The sequence below is a fragment of the Type-E symbiont of Plautia stali genome (assembly GCF_059731115.1).
The window spans coordinates 4,011,794-4,038,729 of sequence record NZ_AP035906.1; the positions used below are offsets into that span (position 1 = coordinate 4,011,794).

General features: G+C 56.0%; 21 protein-coding genes. 9 read left to right on the forward strand and 12 right to left on the reverse strand.

Features of this window, described 5'->3' with window-relative positions; translation table 11 throughout:
* Window positions 1–26: 26 nt before the first annotated feature.
* Window positions 27–803, reverse strand: coding sequence for a pimeloyl-ACP methyl ester esterase BioH (bioH, locus tag AC6I8L_RS18600; RefSeq protein ID WP_058960574.1), 777 nt, complete (start codon window positions 801–803; stop codon window positions 27–29).
* A gap of 34 nt (window positions 804–837) precedes the next feature.
* On the opposite strand from bioH, the gene gntX reads away from it, so the two are divergent.
* Together gntX and nfuA are read left to right on the forward strand one after the other, a co-directional pair.
* On the forward strand, window positions 838–1,515 hold the full coding sequence (gntX, locus tag AC6I8L_RS18605; RefSeq protein ID WP_034819674.1) for a DNA utilization protein GntX: 678 nt from the start codon (window positions 838–840) through the stop codon (window positions 1,513–1,515).
* 58 nt (window positions 1,516–1,573) lie between these two features.
* Window positions 1,574–2,149, forward strand: a complete 576-nt coding sequence (gene nfuA / locus AC6I8L_RS18610) for a Fe-S biogenesis protein NfuA (RefSeq protein WP_034819678.1) — start codon at window positions 1,574–1,576, stop codon at window positions 2,147–2,149.
* 37 nt (window positions 2,150–2,186) lie between these two features.
* Here nfuA and malQ read toward each other — a convergent pair whose 3' ends face one another.
* The 5 genes from malQ to glpE form a co-directional block, all read right to left on the reverse strand.
* Window positions 2,187–4,232, reverse strand: a complete 2,046-nt coding sequence (gene malQ, locus AC6I8L_RS18615) for a 4-alpha-glucanotransferase (protein WP_058960573.1) — start codon at window positions 4,230–4,232, stop codon at window positions 2,187–2,189.
* Between the two features lie 91 nt (window positions 4,233–4,323).
* A complete protein-coding gene (gene malP, locus AC6I8L_RS18620; protein WP_058960572.1) occupies window positions 4,324–6,729 on the reverse strand; it encodes a maltodextrin phosphorylase in 2,406 nt (801 codons plus the stop codon).
* Between the two features lie 187 nt (window positions 6,730–6,916).
* Window positions 6,917–7,675, reverse strand: a complete 759-nt coding sequence (locus AC6I8L_RS18625) for a DeoR/GlpR family transcriptional regulator (RefSeq protein WP_034819687.1) — start codon at window positions 7,673–7,675, stop codon at window positions 6,917–6,919.
* Window positions 7,676–7,716: 41 nt separating this feature from the next.
* Window positions 7,717–8,541 (reverse strand): rhomboid family intramembrane serine protease GlpG, encoded by an 825-nt coding sequence (glpG, locus tag AC6I8L_RS18630; protein WP_034819691.1) that lies wholly within the window; start codon window positions 8,539–8,541, stop codon window positions 7,717–7,719.
* A 32-nt stretch (window positions 8,542–8,573) separates the two neighbouring features.
* The gene (glpE, locus tag AC6I8L_RS18635) at window positions 8,574–8,900 is read right to left on the reverse strand and encodes a thiosulfate sulfurtransferase GlpE (RefSeq protein WP_034819693.1); all 327 of its coding nucleotides are present in this window, start codon (window positions 8,898–8,900) and stop codon (window positions 8,574–8,576) included.
* Between the two features lie 228 nt (window positions 8,901–9,128).
* Here glpE and glpD point away from each other — a divergent pair, with 228 nt between their 5' ends.
* Window positions 9,129–10,637, forward strand: coding sequence for a glycerol-3-phosphate dehydrogenase (glpD, locus tag AC6I8L_RS18640; RefSeq protein ID WP_058960571.1), 1,509 nt, complete (start codon window positions 9,129–9,131; stop codon window positions 10,635–10,637).
* Window positions 10,638–10,736: 99 nt separating this feature from the next.
* Here the strand turns inward: glpD and iolE are convergent, their stop codons facing one another.
* From iolE to iolD, 3 genes are all read right to left on the reverse strand, one after another.
* Window positions 10,737–11,633 carry a myo-inosose-2 dehydratase gene (iolE, locus tag AC6I8L_RS18645; RefSeq protein ID WP_034819699.1) on the reverse strand — a complete coding sequence of 299 codons (897 nt, stop codon included), beginning with the start codon at window positions 11,631–11,633 and terminating at the stop codon, window positions 10,737–10,739.
* A gap of 46 nt (window positions 11,634–11,679) precedes the next feature.
* Window positions 11,680–12,693: a bifunctional inositol 2-dehydrogenase/D-chiro-inositol 1-dehydrogenase gene (gene iolG, locus AC6I8L_RS18650; RefSeq protein ID WP_166936599.1), complete on the reverse strand. Its 1,014-nt coding sequence runs from the start codon at window positions 12,691–12,693 to the stop codon at window positions 11,680–11,682.
* Window positions 12,694–12,842: 149 nt separating this feature from the next.
* Window positions 12,843–14,777, reverse strand: coding sequence for a 3D-(3,5/4)-trihydroxycyclohexane-1,2-dione acylhydrolase (decyclizing) (gene iolD, locus AC6I8L_RS18655; RefSeq protein ID WP_058960570.1), 1,935 nt, complete (start codon window positions 14,775–14,777; stop codon window positions 12,843–12,845).
* A gap of 548 nt (window positions 14,778–15,325) precedes the next feature.
* Between iolD and AC6I8L_RS18660 the strand changes: the two genes are divergently transcribed.
* Together AC6I8L_RS18660 and AC6I8L_RS18665 are read left to right on the forward strand one after the other, a co-directional pair.
* Window positions 15,326–17,239 carry a bifunctional 5-dehydro-2-deoxygluconokinase/5-dehydro-2-deoxyphosphogluconate aldolase gene (locus AC6I8L_RS18660; protein ID WP_058960569.1) on the forward strand — a complete coding sequence of 638 codons (1,914 nt, stop codon included), beginning with the start codon at window positions 15,326–15,328 and terminating at the stop codon, window positions 17,237–17,239.
* Window positions 17,240–17,447: 208 nt separating this feature from the next.
* Complete coding sequence (locus AC6I8L_RS18665; protein ID WP_034819711.1) at window positions 17,448–18,293, forward strand: MurR/RpiR family transcriptional regulator; 846 nt, start codon at window positions 17,448–17,450, stop codon at window positions 18,291–18,293.
* A gap of 159 nt (window positions 18,294–18,452) precedes the next feature.
* Here the strand turns inward: AC6I8L_RS18665 and iolB are convergent, their stop codons facing one another.
* Window positions 18,453–19,271: a 5-deoxy-glucuronate isomerase gene (gene iolB / locus AC6I8L_RS18670; RefSeq protein WP_038644251.1), complete on the reverse strand. Its 819-nt coding sequence runs from the start codon at window positions 19,269–19,271 to the stop codon at window positions 18,453–18,455.
* A gap of 25 nt (window positions 19,272–19,296) precedes the next feature.
* Window positions 19,297–20,802 (reverse strand): CoA-acylating methylmalonate-semialdehyde dehydrogenase, encoded by a 1,506-nt coding sequence (locus AC6I8L_RS18675; protein WP_479399762.1) that lies wholly within the window; start codon window positions 20,800–20,802, stop codon window positions 19,297–19,299.
* 413 nt (window positions 20,803–21,215) lie between these two features.
* Here AC6I8L_RS18675 and AC6I8L_RS18680 point away from each other — a divergent pair, with 413 nt between their 5' ends.
* Window positions 21,216–22,031 (forward strand): TIM barrel protein, encoded by an 816-nt coding sequence (locus AC6I8L_RS18680; protein WP_058960626.1) that lies wholly within the window; start codon window positions 21,216–21,218, stop codon window positions 22,029–22,031.
* Between the two features lie 128 nt (window positions 22,032–22,159).
* Here AC6I8L_RS18680 and AC6I8L_RS18685 read toward each other — a convergent pair whose 3' ends face one another.
* The gene (locus AC6I8L_RS18685; protein ID WP_058960627.1) at window positions 22,160–23,383 is read right to left on the reverse strand and encodes an MFS transporter; all 1,224 of its coding nucleotides are present in this window, start codon (window positions 23,381–23,383) and stop codon (window positions 22,160–22,162) included.
* A 228-nt stretch (window positions 23,384–23,611) separates the two neighbouring features.
* Here AC6I8L_RS18685 and AC6I8L_RS18690 point away from each other — a divergent pair, with 228 nt between their 5' ends.
* Genes AC6I8L_RS18690 through AC6I8L_RS18700 form a run of 3 tightly spaced genes read left to right on the forward strand, consistent with a single transcriptional unit; the run spans window position 23,612 to window position 26,927 of the window.
* On the forward strand, window positions 23,612–24,322 hold the full coding sequence (locus AC6I8L_RS18690) for an ABC transporter ATP-binding protein (RefSeq protein WP_058960628.1): 711 nt from the start codon (window positions 23,612–23,614) through the stop codon (window positions 24,320–24,322).
* Window positions 24,300–25,271, forward strand: coding sequence for an ABC transporter substrate-binding protein (locus tag AC6I8L_RS18695; protein WP_182056821.1), 972 nt, complete (start codon window positions 24,300–24,302; stop codon window positions 25,269–25,271). The genes AC6I8L_RS18690 and AC6I8L_RS18695 overlap by 23 nt, the downstream gene beginning before the upstream one ends.
* Window positions 25,272–26,927: an ABC transporter permease gene (locus AC6I8L_RS18700; RefSeq protein ID WP_201785681.1), complete on the forward strand. Its 1,656-nt coding sequence runs from the start codon at window positions 25,272–25,274 to the stop codon at window positions 26,925–26,927. It abuts the gene before it with no gap.
* Window positions 26,928–26,936 lie beyond the last annotated feature (9 nt).

Genomic DNA, 26,936 nt, shown 5'->3' on the forward strand with positions numbered 1-26,936 from the left:
AAGGAATTTCCACTGCCACAATAGATTTAACGGGTAACCGCTTGGATGAATTCGGTAATATGCTGGCAAAATGTGTCAGGATGCGAAACAAATGGCGCATGCGCCGCTTTTTCCATCACAATTGAAGGTGAGCGCGGTAACGCTTCATCCAACTGCTTTGCAATGCGACGTGGTACTAATCCATCCAGCGCCCCATACAAACGCAATAAAGGCATTACCAGCTGCGGCAGCTGCGCGCGCAGATCCACATTGCTTAATATCTCCAGCCCGCCCTCCAGCACCGCGACCGAAGGCATCGGCTGCGACAGCACCACCTCTTTGAGCTGACGTGCATCCTGGCGCGCGTTTTCCGTGCCCATAGTTTGCAAGGCAAGAAAACGTTCTACGGTGCGCTGGAAATCATTGCTCAACTGCTGCTGGAAGCTCTCCAGCGTCTCAGGCTTGATGCCCGGCCAATCCTCGTGCGCGGTAAAACAGGGCGACGACGCCACGCTAATCAGCGCGGTGACACGTTCAGGCTGCGTCAGTGCAATCTGGCTGGCAACCAGTCCCCCCAGCGACCAACCGAGCAACACTGCACGCTCAGGAAGTTGTGGAAGCAGCTGTTGAGCCATGTCGGCTAAGGTCAGTGCACCAAATCCATGGCTGCGGCCAAAGCCAGGCAGATCCACAAGGTGCAGACGAAAATGCGGGCTGAGTCGTGGAACAATGTTCTGCCACACTTCGGCATTCAATCCCCAGCCGTGCAGCAGCACAAGATCGCGATCGCCTGTGCCTGTGGTGTGCCAGTAAAGCGAACTCATCGGTTACACTCCCGAAAAGTGAAAAGAGGCCGCTATGCTATCAATCCCTGCCCTGTGTTGGCTATGCCGCCTGCCATTACAGATTGCCAGACACGGGCTATGCAGCCGCTGTGTGCAACAAATCCCGGCGCTGCCCGCGATCTGCCCCTGCTGTGCACTGCCGGCCAGCGGCACCCGATTGTGCGGCCGCTGTCTGCGTCGTCCACCGCCGTGGCACAGCCTGACTTGCGTGAGTGATTACCTGCCGCCGCTGAGTGATTGGGTCATCCAGCTGAAATTTTCTCGGGCAACCGCACTTAGAGTGATGCTGGCACGACTCCTTTTGTTAAAATTGTTAAATAGTCGCCGCGATAACCTTACGCCGCGCATCGATTTGGTGTTGAGTGTGCCGTTACATCGGCGTCGTGCCTGGCAGCGTGGCTATAATCAGGCTGAGCTGCTGGCAAAACCGCTGGCACACTGGCTAGGTTGTGAATATCGTGCGGGGGTGCGCCGCAGACGGCGGGGCTTGGTCCAGCATGCGTTGCGCGCTTCGGCGCGGAAAAAGAATCTGCGCGGGGCCTTTTCCCTTGAAATGCCAGTGCGCGGACGCCATATCCTGCTCATCGACGATGTGGTTACCACCGGAAGCACGGTGGCAGAAATCAGCCGCATTTTGCTGGCCCAAGGCGCGGCCAGCGTGCATATTGGCTGCCTGTGCCGTACCTTGTAGAGCGTCGGCGTTGGGCGTATTATAACCAAGTAATTTAGTCAACTATTGAGCAATCGCCATGATCGTTATTACTGATGCTGCGCAAGAGCACTTCTCAAAATTGCTGTCAAAACAAGAAGATGGCACACAAATTCGCGTATTCGTCATTAATCCGGGTACGCCAACCGCGGAATGCGGTGTTTCTTACTGCCCACCCGATGCAGTAGAAGCCACTGATACTGAAATGAAGTTCGAAAAGCTGTCAGCCTATGTTGATGAGCTGAGCGCGCCTTATCTGGAAGATGCTGAGATCGATTTTGTCACCGATAACCTCGGTTCCCAGCTGACGCTGAAAGCGCCAAACGCCAAGATGCGTAAAGTGTCTGATGATGCGCCAATGGTTGAGCGCGTGGAGTATCTGCTGCAAGCGCAGATCAACCCACAGCTGGCGGGTCACGGTGGTCGTGTATCCCTGATGGAAATCACCGATGACGGTTACGCGATTCTGCAGTTTGGCGGCGGCTGTAACGGCTGTTCAATGATCGACGTCACGCTGAAAGATGGCATCGAGAAAGAGTTGCTGGCGGCCTTCCCTGAGCTGAAAGGTGTGCGTGACCTCACTGAACACCAGCGCGGCGAGCACTCTTACTATTGATTTTCTTGCGGCAGCGCACCCGCGCTGCCGCAGATTTCTACCTCGCTTTGCGTCCGTCATTCACCGCTGTCAGAACTTGCTTCACGGCTTTGTCGGCAAACATCTCTTCCAGCGTGACACATAACTTGCGCCGCCAGTTGGGATACTCATCCACTGTGCCAGGCACGTTGACCGGCATTGTCATGCCGAGCCAATCTTCCGGCTGCAATCCCAGTAATGCGCTCTCCGTGCGGGCCAGGTAACGGTGCATCGCCACATTGATCGTCGGCGTCAGCGGTTGCTTCAACGCAGGTTGACGACTGCGAGCTGGCATGGCCCCCGCCTGCTGTAAGGCGTCCAGCAAAGCCTGCTTTTGTGCCGTGCGCTGTTGTTGCAGGGAGTGCAGCACGCTATCGTGATACATGCCGAGCTTTTCACCCAATGCCAAATCTTCCGCCTGCCAGAATCCGCTCAACGTGGGCAAATCATGAGTACTGGCACTGGCAATCGACTGTCGAGGATAAGCCGCAGGCTGGCGGTAGCGGCCATCGCGCTCCTGTTCGAAGAACAGCACTTTCCACGAGAAAATGCCGTGGCTGCGCATCATGCGAACGATGATCGGCGGCACAATGCCCAAATCCTCGCCGATCACCATGCAGCGATGGCGCTGACTTTCCAGCGCCAGAATCGCCATCAAATCGTCCACCGGATATGACACATAGGCACCTTTGTCCGCTGTCTCACCATACGGAATCCACCACAGCCGCAATAACGCCATCACGTGATCGATACGCAACGCGCCGCAATCACGCATATTGGCGCGCAATAAATCGATAAAAGGCTGATAGCCGCGCGCGCGCATCTCGTGCGGATCAAGCGGCGGCAACGCCCAGTTTTGCCCCAATGGTCCCAGGCGATCCGGCGGTGCCCCCACCGAAGCCCCCAGCTTATACAACTGCGGGTCCTGCCAGGTTTCTGCGCTGTGCTGCGCCACACCGACCGCCAAATCCCGGTACAATCCCACCGTCATGCCGAGCTGCTGGCTACGCTGCCAGCAGGCGGCAAATTGCTGCTGCGCCAGCCACTGCAACCAACACCAGAATTGAATCTCGTCCTCATGTGCAGCACACCACTGCTGAACTTCTGGCTGATGGGCATTGCCCCAGGTTTCCGGCCATGACGCCCAACCCCACTCCTTCTCCTGCTGAGCGCTGCGTTCTGCCAGAATGCCGTCAAACGCCGCCTGATAGCGCAGATGATCGCCGCCCTCGGCGACAAATTGCAGGAATTCCTGCTCAGGCTGATAATGCTGCCAGGACAGGCGTAGCGCGGTGATTTTCAACTCAGCCACCGCTCGATAATCGACATAGTCAGTGGCGCGCGCGGCTTGCACAGCCTTGCGCGTTTTGGCGAGTTTCCACCAGCGCTGTGCTTCAGCGCTTTGAGCGAATGCCGCCACCTGATTAACGTCGATATACAGCATATTCAGCCAGCGACGCGAGGTGGGGCTATAAGGGCTGGCGTGTTCAGGCTGCGCAGGATAAAGCGCGTGTAGCGGGTTGAGGCCAACAAAATCGCCTCCGTGAGCGGCGATCTGCTCCAGCATTTGCGCAAGATCGCCAAAATCACCGATCCCCCAATTGCGATCAGATCGCAGCGTATAAAGCTGTACCAGCGCGCCCCAGCGTTTGTCTCCCTGTGCCAGCGGTTCAGATAAATAGCAACGACGCGGCGCGATAATGATGCGCGAGTGCCACTGCTGACGTCCTTGCCGCAAGGTCAAACGGTGATAACCCTGCGCCAGACGCGGCGGCAACGCGAAGGCTTCCCCCGCCTGTAGCGTGCCGCTGTAAGTTTTGCCCCGTTCGGTCTCAAACTGCCAGCTAAACTCGCCTTTGCCCTGCGGGCAACACTGACGCGGACGGCGCGGAGTGAAAACCAGCACCGGTGGCAGTGGTGGCGTTTTACCTTCCGGCGTATTCATCACCGCCAGCAGTGCACGTTTGGTGTCGTCGCTAATGCGCACCCGCTCACCGTTCGCATTGGTAAAATCTACCGCAATACCCGCTTCCTGCGCGGCCTGATCCAGTTTGCTGAACGTCATCACGTCTCCTTGGGTGCAGTGCGTATCAATACGTATCCGACGAAAACCTTATCGAAACCATGTCGAGCGGCCATCAATAGCGAGCTGGAAATCAGCGCGCGGCCTGCCAGATGCGTTGCTGGTAATCGCGAATCGAACGATCGGAACTGAATCGCCCGGTGCGCGCGGTGTTGAGAATCGCCGCTTTAGTCCAGGCTTCCGGGTTCTTCCACAAGGCTTCAACCTGTTGCTGCGCGTCGAGATACGCCTCGAAATCGGCCAGCACCAGCCAGGGATCGCCACCTTTGGTCAGGCTGGTGAGCAGCATATCGAATGCCTGCTTATCACCTTCGCTGAACTTGCCCTTCTCCAGATCTTTCAACAATCCATCCAGATACTTATTTTGCTTGCGCAGTTTTTTCGGGCTGTAACCGTTGGCTTTGAGCGCCTTAACCTCATCCACGGTATTGCCGAAGATAAAGATGTTCTTCTCGCCCACCGCTTCGGCGATTTCGACGTTCGCACCATCCAGCGTGCCAATGGTCAGCGCGCCGTTCAGCGCCAGCTTCATATTCCCGGTGCCGGACGCTTCATAACCGGCAGTCGAGATTTGCTCCGAGAGATCGGCTGCCGGAATCATCAACTCGGCGGCGGTAATGCGATAGTCAGGGATAAACACGACTTTTAACCGATCGCCGACTTTCGGGTCGTTATTGATCACCTCGGCCACTTTGTTAATGGCGTAGATGATGTTCTTGGCAAGGTAGTAGCCCGGCGCGGCCTTGGCACCGAACAGGAATACGCGCGGCACAAAGTCGGGGTTATCAGGATTGTCCCGCAGCTGACGATAGCAGTGCAGCATATGCAGCAGGCTGAGGTGCTGACGTTTGTACTCGTGTAGCCGCTTAATCTGCACATCGAACAGCGCATCAGGATTCACATCAATGCCGGTCACGCGTTTGATGTATACGGTCAGGCGCAGCTTGTTCTGCTGCTTGATGGTGCGGAACTGCTGACGGAAAGCTTTTTTACGCGCATAGGGCGCCAGCCACTCCAGCGCATCCAGATCGTTGGCCCACTCCACCTGCAACGTTTCATCAATCAGGTTCGACAGCAGCGGATTGCACTGCTTCAACCAGCGGCGCGGCGTGATGCCATTGGTCACATTATGGAATTTGTTTGGCCACAGAAGGTGGTATTCCGGGAACAGATCCTTCACCACCAGCTCAGAGTGCAGCGCAGCCACGCCATTCACGGCGAAACAGCTCACCACACACAGGTTCGCCATACGCACCTGTCCATCAGCCACCACCGCCAGCTTTTGCCATGTCGCGCTATCGCCTGGCCACTGCTTCTTAACGATTTTTTTCAGACGCTGGTTAATTTCGCGGATGATCAGCATATGGCGCGGCAGCAGATCGCGCACCAGCGACTCATCCCAACGCTCCAGCGCTTCCGGCATCAAGGTGTGATTGGTATAGGCGAAAACGCGGCTGGTGATGTGCCAGGCTTCATCCCAACTCAACTGATGCTCATCCAGCAGGATACGCAGCATCTCCGGGATGGCGATAGTGGGATGCGTGTCGTTGAGCTGGATGACTTCAAAATCGGGCAAGGTGTGGATCGAGCGCCCGGCAAGATGGTGGCGGCGCAGAATATCGCCCACCGCACACGCGCACTGGAAATATTGCTGCATCAGGCGCAGGCGTTTACCTTCTGCGTGATTATCGTTGGGATACAGCACCTTGGTGAGTTTGTCAGCATCAATGCCGGGCTGTTCGGCCTGCAGGAACTTGCCATCATTGAACAGGGTGAGATCGAACGGATGCACGCTGCTGGCTTGCCACAAACGTAACGGCAGCGTCACACCATTACGGTAGCCGACCACCGGCAAATCCCAGGCTTCACCTTTAAGCTGAAATTTAGGTCGCCACTGTAGCGAGCCATCGCTGTTTTTATTCACTTTGCCGCCGATGCCAACCTGCACATCCTGTGCGGCGTTATGGCGAAACCACGGATAACTGTTGCGCTGCCAGTCGTCTGGCGCCTCTTTTTGCTGGCCATCGTCAAAGGTCTGGCGGAACAAACCGTACTGATAATTAAGGCCATGTCCCATCGCGGCCTGCCCGACAGTGGCCATCGAGTCCATGTAACACGCGGCCAGGCGCCCCAATCCACCGTTGCCAAGCGCCGGATCCACCTCTTCCTCCAGCAACTCACTGAGTTCTACCTGATGCGCGGCCAGCGCTTCCTTCACCTCCTCGTACCAACCCAGATTCAGCAAGTTGTTGCCGGTCAGGCGGCCGATAAGAAACTCCATCGACAGATAGTTCACATGGCGTTGGCCTGCGCGCGGTGTGGCGGGCGGCTGCGTGGCGAGCATCTCGGTCAGCACACGGCTTAATGCCTGCCACCACTGATGCGGTGTCATTTGCTGGGCGGAGGTGAGTCCAAGGTGCTGCCATTGGCGGGTAAGTGCGGCGTCGAAACGTGTTTTATTAAATTTTTGCTGCGACATATCAATCCCTTCGAGTCCGTTAACGGTAAAGACGGGCGAGCGCATAACCAGAAAAGATAAGTAAAGCCGGGGGCGAAGAAAAAAGCGACAGGGAAATGCGGATGGAGGGAAAAAAAGTGGATTTACGCGTGGCGCGCAACCTGATGCCATTCTGCGGGCGGCATAGCAACCGCCCCGACAGGATGGATTAGCAGAGTTCGAGATGGACTTCGTGTTGCTCAATCACCTTCAGCACGCTGGCAGGCGGCGTCTGATCGGTATACATGTAGTCAATCAGGCTCATATTCCCCAGGTTCACCATCGCATTACGGCCAAATTTCGAATGGTCCACCACCAACATCACGCAGCGTGAGTTTTCGATTATCGCGCGTTTGGTGCGGACTTCGTGGTAATCGAACTCCAGCAGTGAGCCATCCATATCGATGCCGCTGATGCCGAGAATGCCGTAATCGAGGCGAAACTGGGAGATGAAATCCAGCGTCGCTTCACCCATGATGCCGCCATCCCGCGTACGCACTTCGCCGCCAGCGATGATGACGCGGAAATCCGGCTTCGCCATCAGCAAAATCGCCACATTGAGGTTGTTGGTCACCACGCGCAGATTGTTGTGATTCAGCAACGCATGCGCCACCGCTTCAGGCGTGGTGCCGATATCGATAAACAACGTGGCACCATCCGGGATCTGGCTCGCCACACGCTCGGCGATGCGCGCTTTTTCCGCTGACCACATCATTTTGCGGTCCTGCCATGCGGTGTTTTCAGAGCTGGAAGGCAGCGCCGCGCCGCCGTGATGGCGCTGGATTTTATTCTGATCGGCCAGATCGTTCAGGTCACGCCGAATGGTTTGCGGGCTCACCTCAAAGTGATCCACCAGCTCTTCCGTACTGACATATCCCTGGCGTCGCACCAAATCGATAATGGCGTCATGACGTTGCGTCTGCTTCACATCTCTCTCCTCGGCTCAGAGCCGTTTTCTTTTTATACCTGCTACCGACGAGCCACATTGCGCGTATCGACAAACGCCATGGCCAGGCCGACCAGCAAGCCGGTGACATGTGCAGCGTTAGCAATCGACAGCCCAAAAGCGCCGTACCAGCCAATAATCAGCCATACAATAGCGAAGCCCATCAGACCACGCTCCAGATAAATGCCACTTTCGGGATCGCGCTCGCCACGCAGCCAGCAATAACCCATCAGCGCATACACCACGCCCGATAGTCCGCCGAACAGCACACCGCTGAATTTGGCCTGCATCCAGCCGCTCAACAGCGCGGAAATGAGCATAATCACAAACAGCTTACCGCTGCCAATACGCTTTTCCACTGCGCCACCGAGATACCACCACCACATCAGATTGAACAGGATGTGCAGCAGTGAGAAGTGCAACAACGCATGGCTAAACCAGCGCCACACCTGGAAATACTGTGAGGAGTCAGCAGGCCACGCCAGCCAATCCAGCGCCACATCATCACCGACAATCTGCATCATGATGAACACCGCCACGCAGGCGATCATGATCGTCATGGTGAGCGGGCCTGCGCGTTCACGAATATTCGCCCAGATGTTGCTGCGTTCATAGCGCAAGCCACTTTCGGTACTGCCTGTGTGCCAGCTGGCGGCCTGATAGCGCGGATGATTAGGGTCGCGTACGAACTGGGCAAGTTCGTTTTCAACCATCTCCAGTCTGCCTTCATCATCCAGCATAATGACATAGTGGCTTTCGCGCTCAATTCGCAGCGTGACGCCGCGCGTTGCCATGTAATCCACAAACGCCTGCGCCATACGTGGGTTGTTGAACTGTGTGATGCGCATCGTGCGGGTTCTCCTTCCTTTGTGTGATCGTCTCAGACGCTGCCAGTATCTACCTGCGAGGGGAACACGGCGCGCCAGGCGTCAAAACCGCCATCGATGCTATACGCGGCATTGAATCCCTGCCCTAACAGGAACTGTGCTGCACCTTTGCTGCTGTTGCCGTGATAGCACATCACCAGCACCGGCAGCTCATGATTCGCCTGCGCGATAAAGTCCGCCAGATTGTCGTTCGACAGATGTAACGAGCCTGTCGCGTGGCCCATGGCATAGCTTTGTGGGTCGCGAATGTCCACCAGCTGCGCGCCTTGTGCCAGGTGCTCGTTAGCCTGCTGAACCGAAATACATTCGAAGTTTTCCATGGTGTCTCTCATAAGGTCGTCACAATTAGCGCCTAGTTTAACCTGAGAATCCGTCGCGATAACCTGACAAAAGTTATGGCTATGGATTTTTTTTCCTGCAGGAATGTTAGCTATATCACGCAAAAATGTTTTTATTGAGTTAAGCGCTGGCATCAATGTTGGTTTCCGATTATTATTACGCTCGAAAACGAACATTTTAGAACTATTCCGAACATCGGAGGAGATGACGTGGAAACCAAAGACCTGATCGTGATCGGCGGCGGCATTAACGGAGCCGGCATTGCAGTGGACGCTGCAGGACGCGGACTGTCAGTGCTGATGCTGGAGGCGCGGGATTTGGCCTGTGCAACCTCCTCCAACAGCTCTAAATTAATCCACGGTGGCCTGCGCTACCTGGAACATTACGAATTCCGTCTGGTGGGCGAAGCGCTGGCTGAACGTGAAGTGCTGCTGAAAATGGCACCGCACATTGCCTTCCCAATGCGCTTCCGCTTGCCACATCGCCCGCATCTGCGTCCGGCGTGGATGATTCGCCTTGGCCTGTTTATGTACGACCGTCTGGGTAAACGCACCACTTTACCGGGCAGTAAAGGCCTGCGTTTTGGCGCGGAATCGGCCCTTAAGCCTGAGATCACGCGCGGATTCGAATATTCTGACTGCTGGGTGGATGATGCGCGTATGGTCGTGCTCAACGCGCAGGAAGTGGTGAAACAGGGCGGCGAAGTGCGCACCCGCACCCGCGTGACCCGTGCATGGCGTGAGAGTGGCCTGTGGATGGTGGAAGCGGAAGATATTGATACCGGCAAAACCTTCACGTGGCGTGCCAAAGGCCTGGTCAATGCCGCTGGACCTTGGGTAAAAGAATTCTTTGATGATGGCCTGAAGCTGAAATCGCCGTATGGTATTCGCCTGATCAAAGGCAGCCACATCGTGGTGCCGCGCGTGCATCGCGAAAAGCAGGCATACATCCTGCAAAACGAAGATAACCGTATCGTGTTTGTCATTCCGTGGATGGATGAATTCTCCATCATCGGTACCACCGACGTGGAGTACAAAGGCGATCCGAAAGACGTGAAGATCGATGACAACGAAATCAGCTATCTGCTGAAAGTGTTTAACGGACACTTCAAACAGCAGCTGAGCAAAGATGACATCGTCTGGACTTATTCTGGTGTGCGTCCGCTGTGTGATGACGAATCGGATTCACCGCAGGCCATCACCCGTGATTACACGCTGGATGTGCATGACGACAATGGCCAGGCGCCGCTGCTGTCGGTGTTTGGCGGTAAGCTGACCACCTATCGTAAGCTGGCAGAGCACGCACTGGAGAAACTGGCGAAGTACTATCCCAACGCCGGCCCAGCCTGGACTAAATCAGCAGTACTGCCAGGCGGTGATTTCTCTGGCACCCGTGAAGATTACGCCGCAGGCTTACGTCGTCGTTATCCGTTTATCAGCGAGGGCATGGCGCGCCACTTTGCCCGTACCTACGGTAGCCGCACCGAAGAACTGCTGGCAGGCGCAAGCAGTCTGGCGGATCTGGGCGAGAACTTCGGTCACGAGTTTTATGAAGCTGAATTGCGCTACCTGGTGAAAAATGAATGGGTGCGCGAACTGGATGATGCAATCTGGCGTCGTACCAAACAAGGTATGTGGCTGACAGAAGCCGAGCAGGCACGCATTCGTGAGTGGCTGGCGGTCAACGGTCAGAAACCGGCGCTGTCGCTGGCTTCATAATCCAGGCCAAATAGAAAGGCCGTTATCCTGCAAGGGATAACGGCCTTTTTTATTGTGTCTGATGGTCAAAAGAGCGCGATAAGTCGCGCATCATTGAACTTATAAGCCGGTATTCTCGCGAATATATTTACGCGCTTTCACCGCATATTCGAACGGATTGGCCAGCGCCGGATCCTGCTCCGCTTCCACCACCATCCAGCCTTTGTAACCGTAATCGTCGAGGATTTTGAACACCGGTTTGAAATCAATCACGCCGTCGCCCGGCACGGTGAAGGTGCCTTTCTTCACGCCATCGAGGAACGACAGTGATTTTTCACGCACCTCAGCCACCACGCTGTCACGCACATCTTTCAGGTGCACGTGGAAAATACGTGGCAGATATTTGGTCAGCACATCCAGCATCGCCTGCTGTGAGCCTTCGGAGTAGTAGATGTGGCCAGTGTCATACAGCAGGCCGACATTCTGATTGGTCGATTCCATAAAGCGATCGATTTCCGCTGGGGTCTGAATGCCGGTCCCCATGTGATGGTGCAGCGTTACGCGCATGCCCTTCTTCGCCGCAATCTCAGCCAACTCGTTGTAGCCTTCCGCTGTCAGACGCCACTCTTCATCGGTGAAGATCGGCTTCTGCTCCAGCACCGCCAGCGTGGTGCCCTGAATGCTTTTACTCTGCTCAGAGCAGCCAATCACGCGCGCGCCCATGGCGTGCAGGAAGTTCATGTGCTGGGTGAACTCGTCGATGGTTTTCGCCTTGTCGCCGTTGGCGAAGAAGGTGCTGAACCAGGCATTGCAGATCTGGATACCACGAATTTCCAGCATCGGTTTCAGCACTGCCGGATCTTTCGGATATTTGCTGCCGACTTCACTGCCGGTAAAGCCTGCCAGCGCCATTTCACTGACGGTCTGCTGGAAGGTGTTTTCGCTGCCCAGCTCTGGCATGTCATCGTTGGTCCAGCCGATTGGCGCAATCGCCAGTTTTACATTGTCTTTGTTCATTTCAATTCCCTGATTCTGAGAGAGAAGTGTTAGCGCACAGGCTCAGTTATTTGGCGTAAAAGTCTGGACGCGCTGGCATGGTCACCGGCTCGATAGCGCCGCTGTTCTGGGCTTTATGGCAGGCATCCGCCGCAACGGAAGCGGCAAAACCATCCCAGGCGGAAGGCCCGGTCAACTTGCCCGCCGTGGCGTCATTGATGAAAGCTTGCAGCTCAACGTCGTAAGCCTCGATAAAACGGTCTTTCCAGTCAGTGAGCAGCGCATTGCCGAGACGCGCGTTTTTACGCATCTGAATAGATGAAGGCTCAGGCAGTTTGGCAATGCCCTCTTCGCCCACCACTTCACACTGAATGTCATAGCCATAAGCACAGTTCACGAAGATCTCGACATCGATGCGAATGCCCTTCTGGGTTTCGAACAGCACGATTTGCGGATCTTTCAATTTGGCGTGGGTCTTCGAGGTCGAACGTGGGAACACCACCTGCACCGATTTGTAATCGTCCTCGGTCAGCCAGCGCAGCACATCCAGCTCGTGAATCAGGGTGTTGGTGATCGCCATATCGGTGGTGTAATTTTCCCCCACACTCTGGTTGCGGTGCGCACAGTGCAGCATCAGCGGCTCGCCGATTTCACCGTCAGTGATCACTTTCTTCAACGCGCGATAGCCTGAATCGTACGGACGCATAAAGCCCACCTGCACCAGGCGTTTACCGTGTTTGATTTCGGCATCAACGATGCGACGGCAGCCTTCGGCGCTCATCGCCAGCGGCTTCTCGCAGAACACGGGCTTGCCAGCAGCAATGGCGGCAAGGGTGAATTCTTCGTGGGTCGGATCCCATGATGTCACCAGAATGGCATCCACCTCCGGCGAGTTAATCACCTGATGACCATCCTGATACACCTCAGCTTCGATATTCAGACGCTGCAGCGCCGCGCGGGCCCCTTCCACGTTGATATCTGAAACCGCCACCACTTTCGCGCCCTGCAACACATTGTTGCAGCGACGAATGTGATCCTGACCAATTGCACCGGTACCAATTACACCGAGTTTGAGCGTCATAATTACACCTGTAGAGTCGGATAAGTATGCCCTTCATATTTCAAGATGCAGGTGCGTTGGCTGCTCTCGTTGGCCGCCTTCCTGATTCTCGAATTATTTGGGGGACATAGGGTTAAACAAGGCCGGCGAACGCCGGCCTAAAAAGGGTGTTAGTACTTACGTGCTTGTTCGATATGCACGTTAAGTTTGTCGGCCACTTCCTGCGTGCGTTCAGACGTTGAAGTCTGAGCCACACCAACGTGCCACCAGCTGAAATATTTGTGAATCATGGTTTTTGGCAGCACTTTGATGTCGAACAGCACTGAAACGGTCTGTTTCTGCGCGTCAATCAGTGCAGCTTCCAACTGTTCCAGCGTGGTAATGCGATAGGTTTTGCAACCGTAACCGCCCGCAATCGCCGCGAAATCGACCGGAATAAAGCCGCCATCCAGCTTGCCGCCTTCCGGGTTGCGGAAACGGAACTCGGTGGTGAAGCTGTCCATGCCGTGTTCCATCTGTAGGTTGTTAATACAGCCGTTGGTCATGTTATCCAGCAGCACCACGTTGATTTTCGCGCCTTCCTGAATCGAGGTGACCAGCTCGGAGTGCAACATCATGAACGAGCCATCACCCACCATCACATAGACTTCACGCTGCGGCTGGGCCAGCTTCACGCCCAACGCGGCATTGACTTCGTAGCCCATACAGGAATAGCCGTATTCAACGTGGTACGAGTTGTAATCTTTGGTGCGCCACATGCGTTGCAGGTCGCCCGGCAGACTGCCCGCTGCCGCGACAATCACTGCATCCTTTGGGAGCTGCTCGTTTAAGGTGCCCAGCACGCTGCTCTGCGTCAGCACTGACTGCGTCAGGCGCTCAAACTCAGTAAACAGCGCTTCACGGTCAATGTGATCGGCGATTTCGGGAATAAAATCGTCGGTGTTATAAGTGGCGGCATACACACGCTGCGTCTCTTTCAGTAGCTTGCTTTGTGCCTGCTCAACCTGACCGCCCCAGTGGTTCTCAAAGCCTTTCAGTCCGCTTTCCAGTGCGGTCAACCCTTCACGCGCATCCGCTAACAGCTGCACTGCATCGAGCTTGTAGCTGTCGAAATTGCTGACGTTGATGTTGAGGTAGCTCACTTCAGGATTCTGGAAAATCCATTTCGAAGCGGTGGTGAAATCGGTGTAGCGCGTGCCGATCCCAATCACCAGATCGGCTTCTTTCGCCAACAGGTTAGCAGCCAGACAGCCCGTTTCGCCGACGCCACCCACATTCAGCGGATGATCAGAAACAATGGTGCCTTTACCGGCCTGTGTTTCCGCAAACGGAATGTTAAAGCGTTCCGCGAATTTCAGCAGCGCGGCACCGGCATCGGAATATTTCAGACCGCCACCCACGATAATCAGCGGCTTGTTTTTACGCGCAATCAGCGACAGAGCATCTTCCAACTGAGCAGCTGTCGGCAGACGGCGATCCAGACGGTGCACACGTTTCTGGAAGAAATATTCCGGGAAGTCCCAGGCCTCACCCTGCACGTCTTGCGGCAGCGCGATGGTCACGGCACCGGTTTCCGCCGGATCGGTCAGCACACGCAAGGCATTAATACAGGCAGTCATCAGCTGTTCAGGACGGCTAACGCGATCCCAGTATTTGCTCACCGCGCGGAAGGCATCGTTGGTACTGATGCTGAGATCGTGGCTCTGCTCGATCTGCTGCAAAACGGGATCGGGCTGACGCGTGGCGAACACATCGCCCGGCAGCAGCAGTAAAGGAATGCGGTTCGCGGTCGCCGTGGCAGCTGCGGTGATCATGTTCGCCGCGCCCGGTCCCACTGAAGAGGTACAGGCAATAATCTGACGACGCAGCGACTGCTTGGCGAAACCAATCGCCGCATGCGCCATCCCCTGTTCATTACGACCCTGATGCACCACCAGATCGCCGCTGTCCTGCTCCAGCGCTTGCCCCAGTCCCAGCACGTTACCGTGGCCAAAAATGGCAAAAATGCCTTTCACAAATTTGGTTTCAACGCCGTCAACGTTCAGATACTGGTTATCAAGAAATTTCACCAGCGCCTGTGCCGTGGTAAGTCTGATTGTGCCCATATGCTTCTTCCTTTACATGCTGGTACCTGACGTGAGGTACAACGCGGTTCGGGTTTTCGCTGCCGTCACGGCACCCGCGGATAAGTGAAACGTGTGGCGATTATAAACAAATATTTTTTTTCATTAAACGTAATTACAGAAGAAACATTTCATTTTGCGATGGAGATCAAATTCAGAGATGAAACGTTGCCAGCGGAGGCCGTTGCTGGGGTAAAAGTGAAATGACAAAATAGCATTTTAACAAGATAGCGAAATTTCATTTCACTTCAGTAGCTTCCTTTATTCACAGCCATTTTCCTGCGACCTGGCTCACAAGCCATAGCATCAGTGAAACCGATGCTAAACAGCATGCCGTGATAGCGCATCGTGCAGAGTTTTACCTCGGTCACAAAATCGCGATGGATGTTTCATTTCATATTGTATTTGGAATTTTTATTCCTCATACTGCCACCATAGCCAATCAGGCACCTTGAGAACCCGGAAGCATAGCGCTTGATGTTGGGCGTTTTCGCCCCAGTGTCTGCTTATCACAGAAGGAAACCACAGGTATGAGTACACAACAGAAGCGGCTTGATGTGATTTGTATCGGACGCATCGCCGTCGACCTCTACGGTCAGCAAATCGGATCACGTCTGGAAGATATGACCAGCTTTAATAAATATCTGGGCGGTTCTTCCGGTAACGTGGCCTATGGAACAGCCATTCAGGGCCTGAAATCAGCCATGCTGGCGCGCGTAGGGGATGAACATAACGGCCGCTTTCTGCGAGAAGAATTGCAGCGCGTGGGTTGTAACACCGATGGGCTGATCACCGATAAAAACCGCCTGACCGGCCTGGTGATCCTCGGTATTAAAGATGAGGATACCTTCCCACTGATCTTCTACCGCGACAACTGTGCCGATATGGGCCTGGTGCCGGATGACATTAAAGAGGAATTCATCACCTCTTCTCGCGCTGTCGCGGTCACCGGTACGCACCTTTCACATCCGCAAACCCGCGCGGCAGTACTGAAAGCGTTGGATATCGCCAAGCGAAATGGTCTGCGCACCGCACTGGATATCGATTATCGTCCAGTGCTGTGGGGGCTGACGTCACTGGGCGATGGCGAAACGCGTTTCGTTGAATCCGGTGAAGTCACGAAACAATTGCAGGAAGTGCTGCACTATTTCGATTTGGTGGTAGGAACGGAAGAAGAGTTCCACATTGCCGGCGGCAGTACGGATACGCTGACAGCACTGAAAAATGTGCGCCAGGCAAGTAAAGCCACGCTGGTCTGTAAACGTGGACCGCTGGGGTGCGTGGTGTTTGAAGGTGATATCCCGGACAGCTGGGAGCAGACAAAATTGCAAACCGGCGTTCGCGTTGAAGTCCTGAACGTGCTGGGTGCAGGCGATGCCTTTATGTCTGGCCTGCTGCGCGGCTGGCTGAATGATGAAAGCTGGGAACAGGCTTGCCGCTACGCCAACGCCTGTGGTGCGCTGGTGGTCTCACGCCATGGTTGCGCGCCAGCGATGCCAACCAAAGAAGAGCTGGACGATTTCCTCGGCCGCGACAAAGACGTAAAACGCCCGGATCTGGATGCGCGTCTCAACCATCTGCACCGCGTCACCACGCGTAAACAGCAGTGGCCAGAACTCAACGTGTTCGCGTTCGACCATCGCAAACAGCTGGCCGATATGGCCCGTGAAGCAGGCGTCAGTGAAGATAAGATCCCACAGTTGAAACTGCTGCTGTTACAGGCGGCGCAGGAAGCGGCCAACGAAGCAGGCTTAAATGAGAAGAGTGGGATTCTGGCGGATACCACCTACGGCCAGAAAGCGCTGAACGCGATTACCGGCAAAAACTGGTGGATTGGCCGACCTATCGAACTGCCAAGCTCGCGTCCCCTGCGTCTGGAGCACGGTAACATCGGTTCGCAACTGGTCGACTGGCCAGCAGAGCACGTGGTGAAATGCCTGGTGTTCTACCATCCGCACGACAGCGCCGAGCTGCGTAAAGAGCAGGATGAACTGGTACTTGATGTGTGGAACGGCTGTAACAAGAGCGGGCATGAGCTGCTGCTGGAACTGATTCTGCCGGAGAGCAATCCGGACCGTAATGAATCGTACTATTACGACATGCTGAGCCACTTCTATAGCCTGGGCATTCAGCCGGACTGGTGGAAACTGCCACCGCTGTCGGCAGAGAGCTGGCAGGCCATCAGCGGGTTGATCGAACAGCACGATCCCCACTGCCGCGGCATTCTGCTGCTCGGCCTCGATGCACCGGAAGAGACGCTGAAAGCCGGTTTCGCTGCGGCGGCACAAGCGCCGTGGGTTAAAGGCTTTGCCGTCGGACGCACCATCTTCGGCCAACCGTCACGCCAATGGCTCAACGGTGAACTGGATGACAAAGCGCTGATTGAAACGGTGAAAGGCAACTATCTGCGACTGATTGGCTACTGGCGCGCGGCGCGTGGCTGATTGGCGTTAAAGCAGTGCAAAAGCGGCTCGCAAGGGCCGCTTTTTTTATGGGCATCAGCACTGCCGCTAATCACTTCTTTTTGTGAGGCATTTCATAAACCGATGAAATAAGCGTCACGATAGCGTCAAACAAATGAAATTTTCCATCCATCTGGTACTATAGCGCTCATTATCCAGCCATATTTTCATTTTTTGACGGGCCGAAGTCATGACCAACAATCCAACCCAATTAACCTTGTTACAGGACGATATCCGTCGTCGCTATGAGACGCTGAGTAAACGCCTGAAGCAGGTGGCTCGTTATATTCTTGATAACAGCAACAGCATTGCATTCGATACCGTGGCTTCCATCGCGCAACAGGCCGATGTGCCGCCCTCCACGCTGATCCGCTTCGCCAACGCCTTTGGTTTCAGCGGTTTCAACGAAATGAAACAGGTTTTCCGTCAGCACCTGATGGAAGAAACCGTGAACTACACCGAGCGTGCTCGCCTGTTCCGCCAGACTGCTACTGATGACAGCGCCAGCTCGCCTGAAAGCCCGGTAGAAATCCTCAACGTCTTTACTATGGTGAACAGCCAGGCATTGCAGCAGTTAGCGATGCAGGTTAATCCGGACCAGCTGAATAAAGCGGTCAAGATGCTGGATGAAGCGGAGAATATCTACATCATTGGCCTGCGTCGCTCCTTCAGCGTTGCGTCCTATCTGGTGTATGCGCTGCGCCATCTGGAGCGTCGTGCATTCCTGATCGACGGCCTCGGCGGCATGTTCACCGAGCAACTGAGCATGGTGAATCCAAAAGACGTGGTAATTGCCATCAGTTACTCGCCATATGCGCGTGAAGCGGTTGAGCTGGTGGAGTTGGGTGCCAAGCGCGGCGCACATCTGATTGCCATCACCGACAGCCAGGTGAGCCCTCTGGCCGCTTTCAGCGATGTGTGCTTTGTAGTGCGCGAAGCGCAGGTGGATGGCTTCCGTTCGCAGGTGGCCTCCCTCTGCCTGGCGCAGACGCTGGCGGTTTCATTAGCGCTCAATAATACCGGCACCGGCGAATAAACCTGCCGGACGTTGCAGATAAAAAAGGGCAGCCACATGGCTGCCCTTTTTACATTTGTCATTCATATCTTGCGGTGTGCTGCCAGCTGCACATCACTGCGCACCCAACGACAAGCGTATCGCTAGTCGGTAGCGTCGCCATTATGGCGACCTGCGACTTTATTTGCTGCGCGGGTACTTATCGCTGTTCACCCAGGCGTGGTCTTTCTCCCAGGTAAACTTCCACAAACGCACCGGACCGGCCATCACGTTCAGATAGTAGTTGTCGTAACCCGCAATGGTGGCCACCGGATGGTAGCCACGCGGGACGGTCACCACATCGCGGTTATACGGCGCCATGCACTCGTCAAGTGAACGGTCGTCGGTATATACGCGCTGCATCGCGAAGCCAGGCTCTGGATCGAAACGGTGATAGTAGGTCTCTTCCAGATAGGTCTCATCCGGACTGGTTTTCTGGTCGTGCTTATGGCTTGGGTACGAACTGGTCGCGCCCTCGTCGGTATACACTTCAACTACCAGCAGGCTGTCGGCTTCTTTATTGTCCGGCAGTATATTGTGCACCAGACGCTGGTTGCGCCCCTTACCACGCTGCTCTACACCCACATCTTCCGGTGCAATCAGGCGTGCAGGCAGATTGCCTTTGCTCGGTGCATTACACACCGCCAGCTCCAGATCGCTATCGGCGTAGACTTCTACTTCATCATCGTGCGGCACATACACCGAGTACGGTGGAATACGCTCGAACGGTGACAGGCGCTTACCCAGGTTCGGGAACTCCGCGTTGCGGGTTTTTACCGAGGCAAAACCCGCCACCAACACCAGACACAGTTCTTTATCGCCGCTGCTGAGCTTTAGGCTCTGGCCCTTCTTCAGCAGGTAGGCATCAAAGCCGACGTACTCCCAGCCCGCACTTTCTGGCGTGACGTGCTGGATACGACCATTACTGTCTGGCTGCTGCGCTTTCGAAATCAAAGACATCATCGATCTCCTAAGTTAAGCGAGATTAGCCCAGCGTTGGCATGCTGAACTCTGAAACAGTCTGCTGACCGCTCGGCCAGCGCACGGTGGCGGTTTTCATGCGGGTGTAGAAACGCACGCCGTCTGGACCGTGCACGTTCAGCGCACCAAACACCGAACGCTTCCAGCCACCGAAGCTGTGGAACGCCATTGGCACTGGCACCGGCACGTTAACACCCACCATGCCCGCTTCCACGTTCTGCACAAACTCACGCGCGGTGTGGCCGTTGCTGGTGAAGATGGCGCTGCCGTTACCGAATTCATGGCTGTTGACCAGCTTCAGTGCACTGTCAAAATCAGTAGAACGCATGATGCTCAATACCGGTCCGAAGATCTCTTCACGCCAGATCACCATGTCCGGGGTCACGTTATCAAACAGGGTGCCGCCAACGTAATAACCCTCTTCATGGCCTGCGACTCTCACGCCACGGCCATCCACCACCAGTTTTGCGCCCTCGGCTTCACCTTTGTCGATGTAGCCCAGCACTTTCTTCTGATGTGCGGCTGAAACCACCGGGCCCATTTCGTTCTCTTCGGCACCTTTCTGAATACCGGGGCCGATGCGCAGCGCTTTGATCAGCGGTGTCAGACGCGCAATCAGTTTGTCGGCCGTATCATTGCCTACCGCGACAACCACAGGTAACGCCATGCAACGCTCACCGGCAGAACCAAACGCGCCGCCCATGATGGCATTCACGGTGGCATCCAGATCGGCATCAGGCATTACGATGGCGTGGTTTTTCGCCGCACCAAACGCCTGCACACGTTTGCCGTGGGCGCTGGCGGTTTTATAGATGTGCTCGGCCACGCCGGAAGACCCGACGAAGCTCACTGCCGCAATACGCGGATCTTTGTACAGCTGCTCAGCATCTTCGTTAGAGGAGTGCACCACGTTGAATACGCCGTCCGGCAGTCCCGCTTCTTTCAGCAGTTCAGCCATACGCACAGAGGCTGATGGATCCAGCGCCGGTGGCTTCAGGATAAAGGTGTTACCGCACGCCAGGGCGATAGGGAACATCCACAGTGGCACCATCGCCGGGAAGTTGAAGGGCGTAATACCCGCGACCACGCCAACCGGCTGCATCAGCGAGTAGCTATCCACGCCGGTGCCGACGCTTGGTGAGTTTTCACCTTTGATCAGATGCGGGATTCCGCAGGCAAACTCGATCACTTCGATACCGCGCGTCAGCTCACCCAACGCATCCGACCACACTTTACCGTGCTCAGACACGATCAGCGCAGCCAGTTCGTCACGGTGTTTTTCCATCAGTGCTTTGAAGTTGAACATCACACGGGCACGACGCAGCGGCGCTGTTTTCGACCATTCAGGGAACGCGGCATGGGCGATTTCGATCGCTTTTTCCACTTCAGCAGCGGTGCTCTGCGTCAGTTCACGCGCGACTTTGCCGGTGGCTGGATCGTATACCGGGATGGTTTCATTGCTGGCGCTGTGGGTAATCTTGCCGCCGATAAAGTTTCCTACGATAGTCATGTCGTTGCCTCTTTGATGTGAAGTTCCCTGCAGGCAGTCGGTTATCACTGCAACGCCACCTGACCAGGCAATACGAAAAGCGTGCTATGAAGCTATTACAATGAAATAAATTTTTCAAATACTTCTTTTTGGAAAATTTCCTTTTAGCGGCATGGATCGCATTTTTCCCGCCTTCCCTGCAGCAAGGCCGCAAACCTCGCTCGATCGGCGCCCTGCCTCTCTTGCCGACACGCAATCATAACCCTCTGTGACCACACAATTTCCACTGAGATCACGCCAGCATGATGTTACGCGAAACGAAATATGAAATTTTTGCGAGGAAGATCCAATATCTGATATTTCATAATTCACTAACAATGAAATAAATGTTTTCTTTGCAGCATCTGAACCGTATCCTATTACAGGAGCCACACATGGCCATCGATCCAACCCGTTTCTGTATCAACCGTAAAATTGCGCCCGCGCTCTCACTTGAAGCCTTTTTCCAGTTAGTTCAGCGACTGGGTTTGAGCAAAGTGGAACTGCGTAACGATATGCCGGGCGGCAAGGTCACCGATGGTCTGAGCGCATCGCAGCTGCGATCGCTGGCGGATAAGTATCACATCGAGATCGAGACCATTAACGCGCTTTATCCGTTTAACCGCCCTGATGACGCGCTGTTGAGCAAAGCCGAAGCGATGTTGCAAGAAGCGAAAGCCATTGGTGCCAAAGCGCTGGTGATGTGCCCATTGAACGAGGGTATTGCCATCGCACCAGAGAAAACGCTGGAGGCGTTGCAGATCCTGGCACCGCGCTTCGCTGAATACGGTATTCAGGGGCTGGTTGAGCCGCTGGGCTTCCCGGTGAGTTCACTGCGCTCTGCGGTGCAGACGCAAAAGCTGATTAAGCAGGCGGGCGTGCCGTTTAAATTGCTGCTGGATACCTTCCATCATCACCTTTACGAGAACGCCGAGCAGGAGTTCCCGCAGGAGATTGAGGTGAACCAGATTGGCTTAGTGCATCTCTCAGGCGTGGAAGATACCCGCCCAACGGCGGCACTGACGGATGAAGAGCGCATTATGCTGAGCGACCGCGATGTGCTGAACAGCGTGGCGCAAGTGAAGCGTCTGGAGATGCTGGGCTATAAGGGCATTTACGCCTTTGAGCCATTCTCCTCGGAGCTGGAGAAGTGGGGCGCGAAAGAGATTGAGCGCGAAATTCGCCAGAGTATTGAGTTGCTGCAAGCCTGATTTATAACGGCGGCCGAGGGTGTGTGCCGCCGTTTCCCCTACCCTTATCTGTGTCTATAACAAGACACACTTTGTTAGTGTTGGCCTCGGTCGGAGGCCCTTTTTTCCATCCTCGTCATCGAACCCCACTACGCATTTTCTTTGATTTCAATGCTGGCCTCCGAGGGCTGCCGCTTCATCATGCGTAGCGTGCAGAACAGCGCCAGGCACACCAGCAGCGCGGTGAGCAGATAGACCAGCGACACCCCGGCGTAGCTCATGATAAAGCCCGCAATCGGTCCGGTGATACCTAGCGACAAATCCATAAACGCCGTGTAGGTCGCCAGCGCGCTGCCCTGGTTCTGCTGGGGCACCACTTTTACTGCCACCACGCCAATCGCCGGGAACACCAGTGAGAATCCTGCGCCGGTTAAGAACGCACCCGCTTTTGCCATCCACGGGTCAAACGATCCGGCCACCAGAAACAGTCCGACCGCTTCAACAGCAAAACAGATACTGGCGACGCGCAGGCCACCGAGTTTATTAATCGCGTTGGGGAACAGCAGACGCGTACCGACAAAGGCGGCGCTGAACATCGTTAAGGCAAAGGCAGCACCATCCCAGCCCTTATCCTGATAGAACAGGGTGATAAAGGTGGCGATCACGCCAAAACCTGCCGATCCCATCGCCAGAATCAGGCCGAAGCCGTAGATTTTGCCCAGCACATCGCGGAACGGCAGCGGTTTGGCTTTGCTGCCTTTCACTGGCGCACGCGGCAGTGCCAGCGCAATCGCCAGCACGCAGATGGCGATAATAATGCCCGAAAGCAGCAGTAAACCGCCGCTGCGGAAAATCACCACACCGAGCGGCGCACCGATCGCCATCGCGCCGTAGGTGACAATACCGTTCCAGGAAATCACCCGGCCAATGTGCAGTGACCCAACGCGCGCCACGCCCCACAGCGAGGTGCCGGTGCCAGAGAAACTTTGCCCCACGCCCAATATCACGCGCCCCAGACACAACAAAATCAGGCTGAGGACGCCCTGCCCTTCCGTCAGTGCCGAAAGCAGGATACAGATGCCGCTAATCAGGCAACCCACCAGCCCCAGCACCACGACCTTCTTCGGCCCCCACATATCAGCATAGCGCCCCGCATGCGGACGGCTCAGCAGCGTGGCGATGTACTGCAGGCTGATCACCAATCCCGCCCAAAAGGCGCTGTAGCCCAATCCGTCATGGACAAAGCCCGGCAGCACCGCCAACGGCAGGCCAATCGTGAGATAGCTGGCGAAGTTGAACTTCACAATGGAGAGGATCAGAAGATTCAGGCGAAGTCGGCCGTGTTCAGGGGCCGCGGCAGGCTGGTCAGGCATGAGTGATTGCGCTCGTGGGTGACTAAATATTTGTATAGAAGGCTAACTATACGCCTTTTCCTGCCGACTGCATCCGGTGATCGCCCTAATTTGTGGTCATCATTTCGTCATATCGCCCACTTACACTCGCGCCCATCAAATCCCAAAGAGGATACACAATCTGATGCTGCTCCTGATTTGCTGTCAGGCGCGCGTGCCGCAGTGCCACTCCTTTGCCGGAGGTGGCCAATGACGCATGCCGTGCCTATCGAACTGAAAAATCTCAGATGGTCAGTGAACAATCTGACGATTCTGCACGATCTCTCCCTGACGATTCCCGCAGGCGAAATCCTTGCGCTGCTCGGCCCGAGCGGCTGTGGCAAAAGCACGCTGCTGAAACTGCTGGCGGGTTTGCTGCAACCCACGGCGGGTGAGCTATGGATTGGCGATCGTTGCGCTGCCACCGCACGTCATTGTGATGCGCCGGAAATGCGCAACCTCGGCATGGTTTTCCAGGATTACGCCTTGTGGCCGCATATGACCGTGGCGCAAAACGTCGCTTTCCCGTTGCGCATGCGCGGTGTGAAAAAAGCGGCGGCGCGTGAACAAGCCGATGCGGCGCTGGCGCAGGTCGGCCTGGCTGATTTTGGCGATCGCAAACCCGCGTTGCTCTCTGGCGGACAGCAGCAGCGTGTCGCCCTCGCCCGTGCTTTGGTTGCCAAACCGGCGATTTTGTTGTTCGACGAACCGCTCTCCAATCTTGACCGCGATCTGCGAGAAACCCTGGTGCACACCATGGCGGATTTACTGCGCAGCGCGGGCATTACCGCTGTTTATGTCACGCATGACCGCGAGGAAGCCAACACGCTCGCCGACCGCATTATTCACCTGGCACAGGGCCAGATTGTTTCCGTTACTCACCTCTCAGGGGACCGCAATGCCATCTCTCAAGTCAGTTAAAACAGGAGCCATCAGCGCGATGATTTTGACCTCCGCTATGATGATCAACGATGCCCAGGCACTGACGGTGTACACCGCCGGTCCGGGTTCGCTATCAAAAAGTCTGGCCACCGGATTCGAAAAGCAAACCGGTATTAAAGTGAATATCTTCCAGGCCACCACCGGCAAAGTGATGGCGCGTCTGGAAGCCGAACAGGCTAATCCGCAAGCCGATGTGCTGATCTCCGCCTCATGGGATACCGCTGAAGATCTGCAACATCGTGGGTGGCTGTTGCCGTACGAAAGCGCCAATGCCGCCAAAGTGCCGGATCAGTTCAAAACGGCCAACTACGTGGCACAGGGCATTTCCGCGCTCGGCATCGTGTGGAACACCAAGAGCGGCACGCCAGAGCCAAAAACCTGGCAGGATCTGACTGCGCCGGCGTTTAAAGACAAAGTCACCACCCCCGATCCGGCTCTGTCTGGTGCGTCACTCGATCTGCTGATTGGCCTGCAAAACAGCGAAGGTGAAAAAGCCTGGCAGCTGTTTGACCAGTTAAAAGCCAACGGCATGGTGATGAGCGGCCCGAATGCCCAGGCGGTGACGCCAGTATTGCAGGGTGCGAAAGCGGCGGTGTTTGGTGCAGTGGATTACGTCACATATAACAACATTGCGCAGGGAGAAAGCGTCAAAGTGATCTTCCCGGAAAACGGCACCGTGGTGGCCCCGCGTCCGATGATGATTCTGAAGAGCAGCCAGCATGCTGATGATGCGAAAAAATTCGTTGATTATGTGCTGTCGGATGAAGGCCAGGAGCAGGTCGCGAAGGCCTGGTTGATGCCTGCACGTACCGATATCAAAGCGCAGCGTCCGCTGTTCACCGAGATCAAATTGCTGCCTGCCAATAGCGATGGCAGCAGCGAGCGCTCGGCGGTGCTGAAGCGCTTTGGCGCCCTGTTCGGGCAGTAAATGATGTCGCGTGCCCTGAATGGATTGATTCTACTGGCGCTGGCGCTGCTGGTGGCACTGCCGCTGCTGTTTATCGTGCTGCAGGCGCTGTTTCCGCAGCTTGGCGAGGGGAACTGGAGTGGGGCGTTCAGCGCATTACCGGCGCTGTTTGAAGACCCACAGCTGGTGCCGATGTGGTTGGGCACGCTGAAAATCGGCGGCGGCGTGGCGCTGTGCAGTTTGCTGCTGGGCTTACCGCTCGGCGCGCTGCGCGGCCTGTTCCGTCTGCCGGGGGCGGCAATGTGGGATCTGCTGTTTCTGATCCCCTTCCTCACCCCGCCCTATATCGTGGCGCTGTCATGGACGCTGGCACTGCAACGCAACGGCTATCTGCAACAACTCACTGGCTTCAACCTCGATAGCCTGCTGTTTAGCAGCACCGGCATGACGCTGGTGATGACGCTGAATATCTTCCCGGTGGTCTACTTTGCGGTGTCGCGTTCGCTGATGGCGAGCGGACAGCGTCTCGCCTGGGTGGCGCGCGTGTACGGTGCATCGGCGTGGCGCGCCTTCGCCCAGATCACTCTGCCGCTGACGCTTCCGGCGTTAGCAGGTGGCGTGCTGCTGGCATTTACGCTGGCGATTGAGGAGTACGGCGTGCCTGCGGCGCTCGGCACTCAGGCACATCTGACGCTGATGACGGTCGGCATCGAAACCAAACTGGCAGACTGGCCCATTGATTTACCGGGCGCAGCATCGCTCTCGTTGATGTTGAGCCTGGTGGCACTGACCGCCTGGTTCCTGCAACGTAAACTGACCGGCAGCAGCGATGTCACGGCCGTTAACGGCAAACCGGTGGTGCAGGAGCTTGCCGAGGGCGGGCGCTGGCTGCCGCTGATGTTGCTGCCGTTTATCCTCACCGTTTTACTCGCCGTGGTACTGCCGCTGGGCGCAATGACGCTGAGTGGATTGCTGAACACACTTTCCGGCGGCCTGCATCTGGATAACCTGACACTGCGCCACTTCGGCGCGCTGTTCAGTCAGCAAGGTGATGCGCTGGCTGCGTTCTCCACCAGCATTGGGCTGGCGTTGGGTGCGGCACTGCTCACCGGCTTGCTCGGCTTCCTGATCGCCTGGCGCGTGTCAGAAGGTAAAACCCGTCTGCTGGCGATGATGGATGGGCTGGCGCTGCTGCCTGCCGCCATGCCCGGCGTGGTAGTAGGCGTCGGTTTGATTCTGCTGTGGAACCGCGGCTTCTGGCCGGTATCGCCCTATAACACGATGTTTATTCTGCTGCTTTCCTACAGCTGCCTGCTGCTGCCGTGGCCGGTGCGCTATGTCAGCAGTGCGCTACGCCAACTGGCCCCCACGCTGGAACCGGCGGCGCGCGTGCACGGCGCGTCACGCATGCAGGCACTGCGCTTGATTGTGTTACCGCTGGTGGCGCCGAGTCTGCTGGCGGCGATGATGATGGTGTTTGCCGTAGCTTCGCGCGAACTGGTGACGTCACTGCTGCTGGCACCGGCTGGTACACAAACCGTGGCGATCTTTATCTGGCGGCAGTTCGAGCAGGGCTCCGTGGGACAAGGGATGGCAATGGCCACCGTGACGCTGCTCGCTAGCCTGACCTTGATGCTGGGTGCCACCGTGCTGATGCAGCGTCAGGGGAATAAATAGCGCGCCTGC

Bases quoted from the DNA above. Each gene is read 5' to 3' on its own strand.
- bioH (WP_058960574.1), bottom strand. From the start codon at position 803: ATGAGTTCGCTTTACTGGCACACCACAGGCACAGGCGATCGCGATCTT.
- gntX (WP_034819674.1), top strand. From the start codon at position 838: ATGCTATCAATCCCTGCCCTGTGTTGGCTATGCCGCCTGCCATTACAG.
- nfuA (WP_034819678.1), top strand. From the start codon at position 1,574: ATGATCGTTATTACTGATGCTGCGCAAGAGCACTTCTCAAAATTGCTG.
- malQ (WP_058960573.1), bottom strand. From the start codon at position 4,232: ATGACGTTCAGCAAACTGGATCAGGCCGCGCAGGAAGCGGGTATTGCG.
- malP (WP_058960572.1), bottom strand. From the start codon at position 6,729: ATGTCGCAGCAAAAATTTAATAAAACACGTTTCGACGCCGCACTTACC.
- glpG (WP_034819691.1), bottom strand. From the start codon at position 8,541: ATGCGCATCACACAGTTCAACAACCCACGTATGGCGCAGGCGTTTGTG.
- glpE (WP_034819693.1), bottom strand. From the start codon at position 8,900: ATGGAAAACTTCGAATGTATTTCGGTTCAGCAGGCTAACGAGCACCTG.
- iolE (WP_034819699.1), bottom strand. From the start codon at position 11,633: ATGAACAAAGACAATGTAAAACTGGCGATTGCGCCAATCGGCTGGACC.
- iolG (WP_166936599.1), bottom strand. From the start codon at position 12,693: ATGACGCTCAAACTCGGTGTAATTGGTACCGGTGCAATTGGTCAGGAT.
- iolD (WP_058960570.1), bottom strand. From the start codon at position 14,777: ATGGGCACAATCAGACTTACCACGGCACAGGCGCTGGTGAAATTTCTT.
- AC6I8L_RS18660 (WP_058960569.1), top strand. From the start codon at position 15,326: ATGAGTACACAACAGAAGCGGCTTGATGTGATTTGTATCGGACGCATC.
- AC6I8L_RS18665 (WP_034819711.1), top strand. From the start codon at position 17,448: ATGACCAACAATCCAACCCAATTAACCTTGTTACAGGACGATATCCGT.
- iolB (WP_038644251.1), bottom strand. From the start codon at position 19,271: ATGTCTTTGATTTCGAAAGCGCAGCAGCCAGACAGTAATGGTCGTATC.
- AC6I8L_RS18675 (WP_479399762.1), bottom strand. From the start codon at position 20,802: ATGACTATCGTAGGAAACTTTATCGGCGGCAAGATTACCCACAGCGCC.
- AC6I8L_RS18680 (WP_058960626.1), top strand. From the start codon at position 21,216: ATGGCCATCGATCCAACCCGTTTCTGTATCAACCGTAAAATTGCGCCC.
- AC6I8L_RS18685 (WP_058960627.1), bottom strand. From the start codon at position 23,383: ATGCCTGACCAGCCTGCCGCGGCCCCTGAACACGGCCGACTTCGCCTG.
- AC6I8L_RS18690 (WP_058960628.1), top strand. From the start codon at position 23,612: ATGACGCATGCCGTGCCTATCGAACTGAAAAATCTCAGATGGTCAGTG.
- AC6I8L_RS18695 (WP_182056821.1), top strand. From the start codon at position 24,300: ATGCCATCTCTCAAGTCAGTTAAAACAGGAGCCATCAGCGCGATGATT.
- AC6I8L_RS18700 (WP_201785681.1), top strand. From the start codon at position 25,272: ATGATGTCGCGTGCCCTGAATGGATTGATTCTACTGGCGCTGGCGCTG.